We start from the raw sequence: 13,797 nt of genomic DNA, 5'->3' as shown, positions 1-13,797 counted from the left end.
GTACTTATTCAAGAGTCGGACGGTAAAACATCACACCATTCGCTCGCCCGCCCGTCACCGTACGCTTACGCCATGACCACCGACGGCAGCCCGGCGCAGGGCCTCCACTCCCTGGTGCTGGACACCCTCGGCCTCGCCATCACGGCCGGCGAGCACCCCGCGGGCAGCGTTCTGCGCACCGATGAGATCGCCGAGCGCTTCGACGCCTCCCGCACCGTCGTCCGCGAGGTCGTCCGCGTCCTGGAATCGATGCAGCTCGTCGAATCCCGCCGCCGCGTCGGCGTCACCGTCCGGCCCACTGACGAATGGAACGTCTACGACCCCCGCGTCATCCGCTGGCGCCTCGCCGGCACCGACCGGCCCCGCCAGCTCCGCTCCCTGACCGTGCTGCGCTCCGCCGTCGAACCGGTCGCCGCCGGGCTCGCCGCCGACCGGGCCACCCCGGAACAGTGCGCACAGCTCACCGAAGCCGCCCTCGGCATGGTCCGCACCTCCCGCGGCCACCAACTGGAGGGCTACCTCCACCACGACATCGCGTTCCACCGGATCGTGCTGAACGCCTCCGGCAACGAGATGTTCGCCCGGCTGGGCGACGTCGTAGCCGAGGTGCTCACCGGCCGCACCGAACACTCCGTCATGTTCCCCGACCCCGATCCGGCCGCGGTCACCCTCCACGTACGGGTCGCCGAAGCCGTCCGCGAAGGGGACGCCGCCGCCGCCGAGGCCCTGACCCGCCGGATCGCCCTCGGCGCCCTCGACGAACTCGACGTCCTCGCGCCCTGACACCGCCGCCGACGCCGACCGAGCGCCGTACGGACACCGGTTCGGGAGACCGTTCGGGACATCCCGTGCCGGCGAACGGTAGGAGAGGCCCGCGTCGTACGACAGACTGGGCGCGTGCTGGGACACGATGCCGAGGACGCCGACGCCGGACCCGCCTCCTTCGTCGGGCGAAGCGATGAACTGGACGCGCTGCGCGCGGCCTTGACCGGCCGCCGGCTGATCACCCTGACCGGACCGGGCGGCGTCGGAAAGACCCGGCTGGCCCGGCGGGCCCTACGGGGCACCGCCGGTGAACCGGACCCCTTCCCCGACGGGACCCACTGGGCCGACCTCTCCCCGCTGCCCGGCGACCGGCTCCTCCTCGACACCGTCGCCGACGCGCTCGACCTCGCCGACCACACCTCCCGCACCCTCGCCGAAGCCGTCCGCACCTGGATCGGCGAACGCCGGCTGCTCCTCGTACTGGACTGCTGCGAGCACCTGACCGGTCCCGTACGGCGCCTCGTGCGGGACCTGTTGGAAGCGGCCCCGCACCTCGCCGTGCTCGTCACCAGCCGCGAACCCCTCGGGCTCGACGACGAACACGTCCTGCTGATCGGCCCCCTGCCCCACGCCGACGGCGCCGACGAGGCCCTGGCCCTGTTCACCGCCCGCGCCGACGCCGCCCTGCCCGGACCCGCTCTGCCGTGGACTGCGGAGCGGCTCGCGGCCGGCCGCGCGATCTGCGCCCGCCTCGAAGGGATCCCCCTCGCGCTGGAACTGGCCGCCGCCCAGTTGACGGACCACACCGTCGAGGAACTCGCCGCCCGCCTCGCCCGCCGCATCGGCCTGCTCCCCGCCGCCGCCGGACAGGCCGTACTGCCCCCGCGCCACCGCGCCCTGCGCACGGCCATCGGCTGGAGCCACGAGTGGTGCACCCCGCGCGAACGGCTCCTGTGGCTACGGCTGTCCGTCTTCGGCGGCAGCTTCGACGAGCCCGCCGCGAAGGCCGTCTGCTCGGCGCCCCCGCTGCGAGCCGGGGACGTACCGCCGCTCCTGGCGGCGCTGACCGCCAAGTCGGTCGTACGACAGACCCCGGACGGCGGCCACCGGATGCTCGACACCATCCGCGAGTACGGGGCCATGTGGCTCGACGGCGTCGGCGAACACGACGCCCTGCACGCCCGGCACGCCGCGTACTTCCTCGACCTGGTGCGCACGGCCGACCGGCAATGGCTGGGCCCGGGCCAGCGCGACGCGTACCGTAGGATCGCCACCGGCCACCAGGACATCTGCGCCGCACTCGACCACCACCTGGCCACCGAACCGGCCGTCGCGGTCGAACTGGCGGGCCGTGTCGGCTTCTTCTGGGCCTGCTGCGGCCACCTGCACGCCGCCCGGAGCTACTTGGAACGGTCCCTGCAGGCCGCCCGCCCCGAGGACATCGACCTCGCCGGTCGGGTCCGCGCCCTGTGGGCCCTCGGGGTCACCCTGCTGCTCCAGGGGGAGCAGGAGGAGGCCCACCGGCTCGCGGTGACCTGCGAGGCCCTCGCCGCCGGCGAGGGGGCCGACCCGGATTCCGCCCTCGACGCCGCCTATCTGCTGGGCCTGAGCCACCTGTTGGCCGGTCGGCCGTTGGCCGCTCGGATCATCGCCGACAACGCCCTGGAGGCGCGTCCCGGCGCCCCGTTCGACTCGCCGGCACGACTGCGCTGCCACCTCGTCCGGGTGTTCGCCCTCACCGGGATGGGCCTCTTCGACGACGCGCGGGCCGACGCGGAGCGGCTGAGGGCCGGCTGCGTCGCCCGCGAGGAACACTGGACCCGGGCCTACGCCGACTACCAACTGGCCCTGATCTCGCTGTTCGAGGGCCGTCCCGTCGACTCCGCCGGACACGCCCGGGCGATGCTGGACAGCAAACGCGAACTCGGCGACAGCTTCGGCACGGCACTCGGCCTCGACCTGCTGGCGGCCGCCCGGGCGGCAGCGGGCGACGAGGCGGGCGCCGCGCACGCCTACGGCGCGGGCCACGCCTACTGGCAGGCGGTCGGCCACCCCCAACGCGGTACCCCGGAACTCGGTCCGGTGCGCGCGGAGTTCGAACGCACCGCACGGAGCGCCCTCGGCGACCAGGCCTACGAGGCCGCTTTCGAGGAGGGCGTCCGTCACGGCCACGCCCAACGCAGCCGCTCCCACGCCACGTGACCCGTGCCGCGCGGCCAAGGCGCGCTGTGAAAGCGGCGCCGGGCACCCGAAGGGCGTCGCGGGCCGGGCGGGACGTGCAGAACACGCCCTGGGCGCCGGGTCGATGAGGTCTACGCGGCGGCGGTCGGCTGCCGGGCGGCGATGACGGCGCCGAGTGCGGTCAGGTCCGGTTCGGGGAGCCGGCGTTCGGCGTGGAGCATGCGCAGGACCGTCGTGAGGCGCTCCTCGTCCTCGGGCCGGTGGAGGTTCGCGAGGTACGGGGGCAGCAGCAGGGCGAGCGAGGCGAGGTCGGCGCGGGCGCACAGCCGATCCAGCAGCGGCCCCAGCGGATCGGGTGCGCCGGCCGGCCGGGGGTCCGTCGCACGCAGCCCGTCGGCGATGCGCAGGCGCAGCCAGTCGGCGTAGGGTCCGGCGGGCAGTTCGGTGAGGCGGGCGGCGCCGGCCTCGAAGTGGGCGCGGGCTTCGGCCCGTTCCCCGAGTTCGAGGAGGGCGCGACCCAGGGCGCCGTGCAGCGACGGGTAGAAGGGGCGGACGCGCTCGTCGCTCACCCGGTCGGCGAGTTCCAGGCAGGTGCGGTTCCAGCGCAGGGTGTCCTCGGGGGCCGACTGGTGCCGGGCCACGTAGTGGGCGGCGACGCAGGCCTCGTAGTCGTCGGAGGCCGCCTCCCAGGCCCGGCGGAAGAGGCCGCCCGCCTCTTCGCCCCGACCGGCGGCCTCGGCGGCCATGCCCTCGGTGCACAGGCGTACGACGGTGTTGCGGGGGTCCACGGAATCTCCTTCGGGTCCGGCCCGAGGGGCTCGGGCGGATCCGGGCGCGTCGGGCCCGGAGGGGGTGGGTGGGGGTGGGTGGGTGGGGTGGGTGGTGGTCGGGTCAGGCTTCGGGGAGGGCGACGGGCATCACCAGGGTGGTGAAGCTGCCCTGGTCGGCGGAGCGCACCAGTACGGGCAGGGCCGGGCCCGAGACCTCCAGCAGCGCGTCCGGCCCGACCCCGGACTCCAGCGCCGCGGCCAGCACCGCCGGGTCGAAGGCGAGCCGCACCGGCTCGGACTCCTCGCATACGGCGGCCAGCGCGACCCGACCCACCAGCAGCCGGTCCCGCCCCAGCTCGACGGGGACCGCCACCGCGTCGGGGCCGCCCTCCAGGGCGGCGAGCAGCGCCGCCCGGTCCACGACCACCCGGTGGGCCGGCGCCTCCAGCGCCGCGAGCACGTCCCGGTACGCCGGGTAGGGCCCGGTCCGGGCTGCCACCTCACGTTCGCCGCCCGGATGCCGTACGAGCAGTGGGCTCCCGGCCGGCCCCACCGACAGGACCACCTCACCGGCGCGGGCGGCCCACGTCCCGAGCGCGACCAGGGCCTCCGCCCCGATCAGCACCTGTCCCTGCGGCCCGCTCACGGCGGCGGGCCGCAGGGTGCGCACCGAGAGCCGGTAGCGGTCGGTGGCCACGAAGCGGACCTCGTCCTCACCGAACTCCACCAGCACGCAGCCGAGCACCGGGTACGCGGGATCGCGTCCGGCGGCAGGCGCCACCTGCCGCGCGGCGCTCGCCAGTTCGGCGCCGCCCAGGGTGAACTCGGTGCGGCCGGAGCCTGCGGGGAGGCCGTCCAGGACGGCGCGGATCGCCGCGTCGGCCGCCCGCCCGTTCTCCCGCACCGCCCTACGGTGCCGCTCCAGTACCTCCCGGGCGCCGTCGGGGGGCCCGTCGAGCACGGCCACCACGTCCGGCAGGGCCAGGCCGGCCGCGCGCAGGGACCGCAGGAGCACGGCCCGGTCCTGCTGCGCGGCGGAGTACGAGCGGTAGCCGGTGACCCCGTCGACCCGGGCCGGGTGCAGGACGCCGCAGTCGTCGTAGAAGCGCAGGGCGCTCGGCGCGAGTCCGACCCGCCGGGCGAACGCGCTGATGCTCATCAGTTCAGGGGTGCCGTCCATGAGGTCGATTGTCGACTTTCATCCCACTTGAAGGTCAAACGACGCCCGGTGGGGCGGTGGCCGATCGGAGCCCGGGAAACAGCGACCCGGCGGGACGCGCGGCCCGCTCGGCCTTCGGTCCCCCGGATCCGTGATCCGCCCCGAATCCGACCGGCCGTGCCCACCGCACGCCCCGTCCGCGACCGGCCGGCCCCCCATCATGGAAGGAGAGGGCCGGAACCGGCTTGTAGGCGTGCGCGCGGCGGTGCGATCCTTCCGCCATGTCGCACACACAACTGCCGGACTACGGGGCGGTCCTCGCGGAGGTGAGGGAAGTGCGGCGGGCCGGCATCGTCCGATTGCGTGAGCTCGGCATACCCGTGCTCACGGGCCTGTCGGCCGGGCCGGGGGAGGGGAGCCCCGGAGGGCCGCACTTCCCCGCTGTCGAACGGCTCCTGCGCACCGCCGTCGCCTCGATGGGCGGCGGCACCCTCCAGGAGGCGGCCGAGTACAGCCTCGGCCTGGCCCGCGGCACCAGGGACTGGCCGCCGGCCGACCGGCGCAGGCGGGCCGCCCAGGTCTACGGGGTCAGCGTGGAACGCTTCCGCAAGCACCACGAGCTGATGGTCCTCGGTCAGATCGCCGAGCAGATCGTCCGGCAGGCGGGCGGAACCGACCCGTCCGAGCAGCCGGCGGAGGGACGGGCCCCGCACGGGGCGGACGCCGTCTCCGCCTCCGCCTCCGCCGCCGGCAGCACCGGCCGTCAACTGCCCGCCGGACACCACCGGATACCCGTCCGGATCGGTGACCGGGACCACCGGATCACTCTCCACGTGCACGCGGTGGACCTCTTGCGCGACATCGACGTGGTGGTGTCCCCGTCGAACACCCACTTCGCGCTCCCCGAGCCCTACAAGTCCTCCGTAGCGGCCTCGCTGCGCCGCACCGCGGCCCTGCGGGATCCCGCAGGACGCATCGTCGGGGAGCCGGTGCGCGACGAACTCCGGGCCTGGACGGACCGGTACGCGCCGCAGGGCCTGCCGGTCGCGCCCGGCACGGTGGCCGTGACCGGCGCGGGAGCCCTCGAAAGCCAAGGCGTCCGCTACATCCACCACGCGGCGGTGGCCGCGCCGCGGCCCGGCACCAACGACTACGACGTCCTGTCCGTGGACGTCACCCGCGCCGTCACCCGCGTCTTCGCCCTGCTCGGCGAAGCCCGTACGGAGGCGGAAGCCCGGGCGGCCTCCGCGGCGGCCCGGTCCGCCGTACCGGAACTCCGGGTCGGAGCCGCCTCCACCCTCCCGCCCCCCGCCTCCGTCTGTCTGCCGCTGCTCGGCGCCGGTCGGGGCGGACTCGCTCCGGCCGAGAGCCTGGCCGCGGTGTGGGCCGCGGTCGAGGCGGAATTGGCCCGGGGCGCCGACTGGGACGTCCACCTCGTGGTGCGGAGCCCGGAACGGGCGCAACTCGTCCGGGAGTTACTCGGCTCGACCGCCGCCGACACCGCGGCGGTCGGCGGCCCCGATAGGGGAGCGCGATGACCGACCCCTGGACCCGGCTGGCCGCCGCCGCCGCCGACTGGGACGAGCTGGCCCCCAGGCTCACCCCGGACGACCTGCACCGGCTCACGCTCCGGCTCGCCGAGTGGCGCGCCGCGACCGGAGACGCCGCCCGGGACGCCGCCCTCCGCGCGGCCCGGCTGCTGGGCGAGCTGCTGCCCGACCGGTTCCACGACGGCAGCCGGCTCGTCACCACGCCGGACGCCCCCGCCGGCGGCCATCTCGGTTTCCGGGCCGAGGACCTGGCCGTCCTGCTCCTCGACGGCCACCGGATGGTCGGCCCCGTCCTCGGGGAGGTACGGGACCGGTTGCTGGCCGCGCCCTCCCTCGGAGACGAGGAGGTCCTCCTGGCCGGCTGCGACCCGTACGCCCCCGCCCTGATCCGGCTGCCCGCGACGGGCGGCCCGATCCGCCTGCCCGCCTTCCAGTTCACCCCGGACGGCCGCCTCCGGGACACGGTCCGTGAGGTCAACCTGCTGCTGGACGCCGACGGTGACCCCTGGGGCGCCGCCGATTGGTGGCTCTCCCCGAACGCCTGGCTCGACGCGGAACCCGCCCGCCTGCTCGGGACCGCCGACGAACCGCGGCTGCCCGAGACCGCCCGACTCCTCACGGAAGGGGAGTAGCGGACGTGCCCCACTACCGACCCCCCGCCGCACCGCAGGCCACCCCCGTCAAGGCGACCCTCGCCGCGGGTACCCCGCTCTACCGGGTGCACTCGGCGCGCCGCGACGGCGCGACCTTCAATCCCGTGCCCTCCCACTGCCTCTACGGCGGCGGCCGCTTCGACTCGACCTCCTGCGACCCGTACGGCTACCTCTACGCCGGACTCACCCCGTCCGCCGCCGTCGGCGAGAGCGTCCTGCACTCGCTGCCCTTCGACCCCTCGGGCGCGGCCCGGCTCGTGCCCCGGGTGGCCGTCACCGGACGCCGGCTTTCCGCGCTGCGACTGACGACCTCCGTGGACGTGGTCGCCCTGGTCACCGGGCAGGACCTGGCCGCCGTCCATCAGGACAGCTGGCTGGTCCAGACGGAGGCCCGCGACTATCCCTACACCAGGGACTGGGCCCACTGGATCCGCCGCCACACCGACCCGTGGGCGCAGGGCTTCCTGTGGTCCTCCAAACGCGAACCCGGCGAACGGGCCCTGGTCCTGTTCGCGGACCGCTGCCCGCCCGGGCTGCTGGCCCCCACCGGCGAGGACCCGGTCGACTTCGCCACCCCCGAAGGTCGGCACTGGCTCGACCGGATCCTCCAGCCGTACCACGCGCGCCTCGCGCCCTGACTCCTGGAGCCGTCGTGTCCGCATCCGCGACCAACGCCCGCGCCGCACGCGAAGAGGTCATGGCCGAACTCGCCACGCTCCGGGCGGGCGACCCGAGGGCGCCCGAGCTGTGCGGGCGGGCCGGGGAACTGAGCTACCTGGCCCACAACGAGCCCGGCGCCCCCGAGGACCCCCACTCCGAGGACCTCCGCCTCGAGGACCTCGACCTCGCCGCCGAGGCCTTCGCGCACGCCTTCCGCCGCCCTGCGGCCGGACCGTCCTGGACGCTGTGGCGGATCATGTACGGCCACGTCCTGGCCCTGCAGTACGACCGGCGGCCCGACGCGGAACTCGCCCTGCGGACCCACGCCCTGCTCGCGGAAGGGCTCGCGGAACTGCCCGACGAGCCGGAGTTCCGGGGCACGGCGGTCCTGGCCCGCCGGCTCCTCGCCAACCTCACCAAGATCCGGGTCGAGGAGGGGGACCCCGATCCCGACCTCCTCGACGAGGCCCTGGGGCGCGGCCTCGCCGCCCTCGAAGACCAGGACGGACAGGACGCGGACCTCCAGGAGGCGCTCGGCTACCTGTGGCATCAGCACGGAGTGCGCACCGACCAGCCGGCCTCGTACGCCCGCTCCGCCGGCCACTACGCCCAGGTGCTGGAGGGCGGCGAACCGGACCGTGACCTGCCGCTGGTCCGCCAGTCCCGGGGGATGTCCCTCACCCTGCAGGGCTACCACACGGCCGACCGGGCCCTCCTGGAGGAGGCCCGGGACGAGACCCTGCGCGCACTTGCCGACGCACCCGGCCGGCCCGCGTGGGAACGCGACGCCCGGCTGCGCGTGGCCTTCGCCCGGGTGGTGATCGCCGGGACCTGGCAGGACGAGGAACAGGGCGCGCGCGCCGTGACGGAACTGACCGGACTCCTCACCGGCGAGGCGGAGATCGACGCGCTGCACCCCTTCTACCTGGACGTCTTCGGCCGGCTGCTGTTCACGCGCGGTCGGCTCCCGCTGGACGTCCCCCTCCTCCGGCTGTCCGTCGAGCTACTCACCCGGGCCGTCGACCGCTGGGAATCCGAGGGGACCGGGCGGGTCACCCTGGCGGCCTGGTCCTTGGCCGTCGCCCACCACACACTCCACGAGGTGGACGCGGATCGCGACCGCCTGCCGCTCGCGGAGCGTGCCGTGCTGCTGGCCCTGGCGGACGCGGACCTGGCGTCCGAACTGAGGCAGCCCGCGCGGTTGATCCTGGCCGACGTGCAGCGACAACTGGGCCCCGACCATCCGCAGGCGGTACCTGTGGAGGAACTGCATCGCCTCTACCAGGAGTTCCTGCAAAAGGCGGGCGACGAGATCCCGCTCGAATTCGGCTTCGACCACATCCTGCTCGGCGATACGGAGGAGGCCCGCTCCCGCTGGGAGCGCCGGTTCTCCCGGGTGTTCGACGAGTGGCGCACCGGCGATCCGGCCAGCCGCAGGCACGCCGAGGGAGCCGCGATGCTCGTCTCCCTGCTTCCCGCCCTCGATCCGCACGGGGACCGGGTCGGCCGGCAGCGCGAGGACGCTTTGGTGCGGGCGGTGCTCGCCCATGCCGAGCAGCATCCTGACTGGTGGCCCTCGGCGCACCTGGCGATCGGCAAATTGCGGCTGCACCAGGGTGCGAGAGGCAGGCCCGACCTGCTGGGCGAGGCGTTGGAACACTTCGAGGGGGCTCGCCGCGCGGGCGTCGACAGTCCCTGGCTGCCCGTCGCCACCGTGCTGGCCTCGACCATGCTCGCGCAGCAGAGGGGCGTCACCGCCGGTATCTCCCCCGACGCGGCCGAGTGGGATCTGATGATGCGGACCCTCGGGTTGTCGCCCTACCTGACCGTGCTCATGCGAACCCAACAGGTGGTGGGCGAGGGCGTCCTCGCGGCCAAGCGCGGGGACCTCGCGGCCGTCGACCGGGCAGTGGCCGAGGTGGCCGGGGCCTTCGCGGGTCTCACCACCGAGGACATCAGCCGCATCGAGTTCCTGGCGCTGCTCGAGTCGCTCCGGCTGGCCCGCGAGGACCTCGCGCACCGTCTCGGCGTGCCGTCGCTGCCTCCGCTCGCCGGGCGGCCCACCGTCGCGGAACTACGCCGCGAGGCAGCCAGGTTGCCCCGTGACCACCGCGCCTCGGTCCTCGGGAGCACGGCACTGGCGTGGATGCGCGAGCCGACGCTGGCCGCCGACACGCGCCGTATCCGCGAGATCCTCACCCTGATCGAGGAGGCCATCTCGTTGTCCCAGGAAGGCAGCGAGGATTGGATGAGGTTCACCGCCAGCGCCGGCTCGTTCTACCACGGGCTCGCCCAGTCGCACGCCGACCCGCGCCATCCCGACCGGGCCCGCGATCAGGAGCGTGCCGTCGCCCTCCTCGAAGGCGCCGCCGGGGCCATGGGCGGGCCGGAGCACCGCCTGTGGGCCTTCACCGCGCACACCCTCGCGGCCGTTTACCGGGCCCGCGGCAGCCTGGTCCGTCGCGACCGTGAGCGCGGCCGACGGCTGGGCCTGGAGGCGATGCGCGGCTTCGTCTGGTCGGCGCTCCTCCAGTCCGGCACCCAGGACGTCGCCGAGGCCGCCCGGATGGCCGACCAGCTCTCCGCGGACCTCGTCGGCTGGTGCCTGGCCGACCGGGCACCGCAGGACGCCGTGACGGCGCTCGACGCCTGCCGCGGCCTCATCCTGCACACGGCCACCACCAGCCGCTCCGTCCCCGAACTCCTCGCCGCCGCCGGACACACCACGACGGCCGCCGAATGGGCGGCGGCCGGCGGCGATCCCGACAACGTGCCGAGCGACCTGCGCCGCCGCGTGGTGCGGGCCCTCACCGGGGACGGCACCCGGCTGCTCGACCCGCCCGACCCCGCCGAGATCGGCGCGGCCCTGCGCGCCCAGGGCAAGGACGCCCTCGTCTACCTGGTGCCCGCCGGTGAAACCTGCCCGGGCACCGCCCTCCTGGTCACCGCCACCGGGCAGGTGCACGCGGTACCACTGCCCCGGCTGCGCGAGGACGCCGCCCCGCTGCGGGACTACCGCCCGGCCGGCGGTGGCACGCGCCGGGACATCGAACCCGTCCCCGGCTTCGGGGCCGACCGACCGATACCCGCCCCGCCGCTGCGCGACCAGCTCGACCGGCTCTGCTCCTGGGCCTGGCGGGCCGCCGTCCAGCCGCTCCTGGAGGTGTTGGACGTTCCCGCGGGGCCGGGCCGGGTACCCCGCCTGGTCCTCGTCCCGATGGGCGCCCTCGGCCTGGTCCCCTGGCACGCGGCCTTCGCCGAGCAGGGGCGGGGCCGCCGGTACGCCATCGAACGGGCCGAGTTCTCGTACGCCGCCTCCGCGCGCCTGCTCTGCGAGGTCGCCGCCCGCCCGCCGGCGCCGCACACCGGAACCGCGCTGATCGTGGGCAACCCCACGGGCGACCTGCCCTACGCGGGGGAGGAGGCCGACGCGCTCCAACGACTCTTCTACCCCCACGGCCAGTACCTCGGCCTGCGCACCGGGGACGGCGAGCCCGGCCAGGTCGCCGCCTGGCTGCGGGAACGGGCCGACGAGGGCGCCGTCCTGCACCTTGCCTGCCACGGCACGGTCGAGGAGAACCGGCCCCGCAGCTCCTACCTCGCCCTCAAGGGAGGCGAGTTGACCGCGGAGGAGCTGGCCGGGGCCGTCCACGGCAGGCTGGGGCTCGTCGTCCTCGCGGCCTGCCGCAGTCAGGTCTCGGGGCGCGGCCACAACGAGGCGTACAGCCTGTCCACCGCCTTCCTGGTGGCGGGCAGCCGTTCGGTGATCGGCTCGCTGTGGCCGGTGCCGGACGACACGACGTCCGTCCTGATGTTCCTGACCCACCACTTCCTGCGCCGCGAACAGGAGCCGCCCGCCCGGGCCCTGCGCCGGGCCCAGCTGTGGATGCTTGACCCGGCGCGGACGGTTCCCGCCGGGCTGCCCCCGGCCCTGGCGGCCCGGCTGGCCACCCTCGACGCACACGACCTCACCGCCTGGGCCGGGTTCACACACCTCGGCCAGTGAAGTCCTCGCCGGTCGGCGACGCGGGCACCACCGTGCGCAGGGCGAGGGTGCTCGCCGCCCACTGCCCGGGCGCGAACGGCTGGGCGGGCAGCAGGTCGCGGCCGCCCGCCGGCGCGGGCGCCGGCCCGGCCAGCCGCAGCAGGCCGGTCGGCGGCGGGCTCGGCGCCACCCCCCAGCGGTTGGTGGCCGGGTCCCAGCGGCTCAGGTGGAACGGCACCGTGTTCAGTTCCCCCTCGGCCACGATCAGCGTCAGCCAGTCCCGCACAGAAGCCCCGGGTCGGACCGGTCGGGACGCGGGCAGGGTCATCCGCAGGGCCTCCCCGTCGTGTGCGTGCCCGATCATCCCGGGGCCGACGAACTGGCCGGGGAAGAGCGTCGACCCTGCGCCGAAGCGGTCGTCGAGGTTGAGGAGCACGCACCACAGCGGTCGGGGCCCGGTGTTGCGCATCCGGACGGTGATCCATGGCGCGTGTCCACCCTCGTACGCGAGGACGATCTCCCCCTGCCCGTCGGGGCGCAGCGGTTCCCCGTCCCGGTGCTCCCAGGGCAGCACCTCCACCCGGACGTGCCCGGTCAGCGGGGAGAGGCCCGCGCTGAGGTCGCGGATGCGGTGCCAGTGGGTCAGGCCGGTCAGGCAGTCGACGAGCCGTCGGGCGTCGGCGGGTCCCGCCAGCGGCAGCGGCGGGACGTACGGGGAACCGTCCCGGCGCAGGACGCGGGCCCGACCATCCCGTACGTCGACGCGGAACAGCAGCCCCGCCCCGGCCTCCTCCGGCGAGCCGTCCGCGACCTCGCGCAGCAGCGGCGAGGGGGGCAGCTCGGCCGCGTCCCCGGCCAGCACCACGGCCGCCGGCGGCAGCGCCAGCGCGGACAGGGCCACGGCGTGCACCGATCCCGGATCCGGGGTCCAGCCGTCCGGGTCGACGAGCGCCCTGTCGGTCCGTACCTCCGTGACCCGTAGGGGGCCGCCCTCCGCCGTGAACTCCGTACCCGGGCCCCCGCTCAGGCCGTGCACCCGGCCGCAGTCCACCTCCCAGCCCTCCGGTCCCTCCCGCAGCAGATGGGCGCTGACCGGGCCCTCCCGCAGCAGGTTGTGGCCGGCCGCCCCGCCCAGCAGCGGCCGGTCCGCGAGCCCGCCCGGATCGGCGGGGAACAGTACGGGCTGCTGCCCCCACACCAGCCGCCGCACGCCGGCGTCCGCCTCCGCGAGCAGTTCCCGCGCGGTGGTGTCCGGAGCGGCCCGGCGCAGGGCGCGGGCCAAGGCGTACGAGAACACGCCGCGGGTGGGCCGGTCGCCGGACCAGGCCGGGCCGTCCGGGTCGGTGTGACCGTCCGATTGATCGATGGGACGTTCGAACGAGAGTTGCCCGAGCCGGCTCGCCGCGAGCAACAGGTGCCGCGGCGCGGTGTCGGGCCCGGTCACGTCCCGGGAGCCGACGGCCGGCCGCCAGTGCGGCAGCGGGGGCAACGAACGGGGTACGTGACCGGTACGGCTCGCGCCCCCCGAGAAGCAGCAGTCGAGCACCGCGACCACCCGGCCGCCGGCCGCCGCGGCCCCGTCGAGCAGCGCGCCCAGCCGCTTGTCGGGCAGCGGCCCGTCCGCGCAGACCAGCGCCTGGCAGCGGCCCGTCGGTTCCAGCAGCAGTTCCTGCGGGGTGCTCGCCGCGTACTCGGTACCGTGCCCGCTGAACCACAGCAGCGCCGTGTCCCCCTCCTCGGCCCGGTACAGGTGACCGAGGATGGCCTCCTCGACGGCACGGGCCGTGGCCTCGCCGTTCAGCAGCACCCGCGCGTCGACCCCGCCCGGCGCCGCCCCTTCCAACGAGGCGCGCGCATCGGCCACGTCGGCCACGCACCCGCGCAGATCGGCCAGGCCGTGCTGGACGGCCGTGCGGTACTCGTTGATGCCCACGAGCAGGGCGTACACCTTCGCCATACCGCCAGTGTGGCGCAGCAGTCGGGGCGATCACTGGCCGAAAACCGGTCGCATCGAGGTCACTTGTGGGGTGTTGGTGGCGCAAATCCCCTTTGGGGTCGCACGATTGACGCAACG

Annotated in this window: 9 protein-coding genes; 6 read left to right on the top strand and 3 right to left on the bottom strand. The window is 75.2% G+C overall.

Translation table 11 applies throughout. The features are described from left to right. Window positions 1-72 precede the first annotated feature (72 nt). Entirely contained in the window at window positions 73-783 is a 711-nt protein-coding gene (locus ACFY0I_RS04790) for a FadR/GntR family transcriptional regulator (protein WP_388890151.1), read from the top strand. 114 nt (window positions 784-897) lie between these two features. Then, window positions 898-2,967 carry an ATP-binding protein gene (locus ACFY0I_RS04785; RefSeq protein ID WP_388890149.1) on the top strand — a complete coding sequence of 690 codons (2,070 nt, stop codon included), beginning with the start codon at window positions 898-900 and terminating at the stop codon, window positions 2,965-2,967. Window positions 2,968-3,077: 110 nt separating this feature from the next. Here ACFY0I_RS04785 and ACFY0I_RS04780 read toward each other — a convergent pair whose 3' ends face one another. Together ACFY0I_RS04780 and ACFY0I_RS04775 are read right to left on the bottom strand one after the other, a co-directional pair. Next, on the bottom strand, window positions 3,078-3,734 hold the full coding sequence (locus ACFY0I_RS04780) for a hypothetical protein (protein WP_388890147.1): 657 nt from the start codon (window positions 3,732-3,734) through the stop codon (window positions 3,078-3,080). A 103-nt stretch (window positions 3,735-3,837) separates the two neighbouring features. Further along, window positions 3,838-4,896, bottom strand: coding sequence for a MerR family transcriptional regulator (locus ACFY0I_RS04775; RefSeq protein ID WP_388890144.1), 1,059 nt, complete (start codon window positions 4,894-4,896; stop codon window positions 3,838-3,840). A gap of 260 nt (window positions 4,897-5,156) precedes the next feature. Here ACFY0I_RS04775 and ACFY0I_RS04770 point away from each other — a divergent pair, with 260 nt between their 5' ends. Genes ACFY0I_RS04770 through ACFY0I_RS04755 form a run of 4 tightly spaced genes read left to right on the top strand, consistent with a single transcriptional unit; the run spans window position 5,157 to window position 11,744 of the window. Continuing rightward, the gene (locus ACFY0I_RS04770) at window positions 5,157-6,413 is read left to right on the top strand and encodes a hypothetical protein (protein ID WP_388890142.1); all 1,257 of its coding nucleotides are present in this window, start codon (window positions 5,157-5,159) and stop codon (window positions 6,411-6,413) included. After that, window positions 6,410-7,057, top strand: coding sequence for a hypothetical protein (locus ACFY0I_RS04765; RefSeq protein WP_388890139.1), 648 nt, complete (start codon window positions 6,410-6,412; stop codon window positions 7,055-7,057). Before ACFY0I_RS04770 ends, ACFY0I_RS04765 begins: the two co-directional genes overlap by 4 nt. 5 nt (window positions 7,058-7,062) lie before the next feature. After that, complete coding sequence (locus tag ACFY0I_RS04760) at window positions 7,063-7,716, top strand: RES family NAD+ phosphorylase (RefSeq protein ID WP_388890136.1); 654 nt, start codon at window positions 7,063-7,065, stop codon at window positions 7,714-7,716. Window positions 7,717-7,730: 14 nt separating this feature from the next. Continuing rightward, window positions 7,731-11,744, top strand: coding sequence for a CHAT domain-containing protein (locus ACFY0I_RS04755; protein WP_388890133.1), 4,014 nt, complete (start codon window positions 7,731-7,733; stop codon window positions 11,742-11,744). Here ACFY0I_RS04755 and ACFY0I_RS04750 read toward each other — a convergent pair. After that, window positions 11,725-13,680, bottom strand: coding sequence for a caspase family protein (locus ACFY0I_RS04750; protein WP_388890131.1), 1,956 nt, complete (start codon window positions 13,678-13,680; stop codon window positions 11,725-11,727). The genes ACFY0I_RS04755 and ACFY0I_RS04750 overlap by 20 nt on opposite strands. Window positions 13,681-13,797 lie beyond the last annotated feature (117 nt).

Origin of the sequence: Streptomyces sp. NPDC001568, assembly GCF_042893755.1 — a bacterium.
In the GTDB taxonomy this organism is placed as follows: domain Bacteria; phylum Actinomycetota; class Actinomycetes; order Streptomycetales; family Streptomycetaceae; genus Streptomyces.
This window is presented reverse-complemented; position numbering and strand designations above follow the sequence as displayed.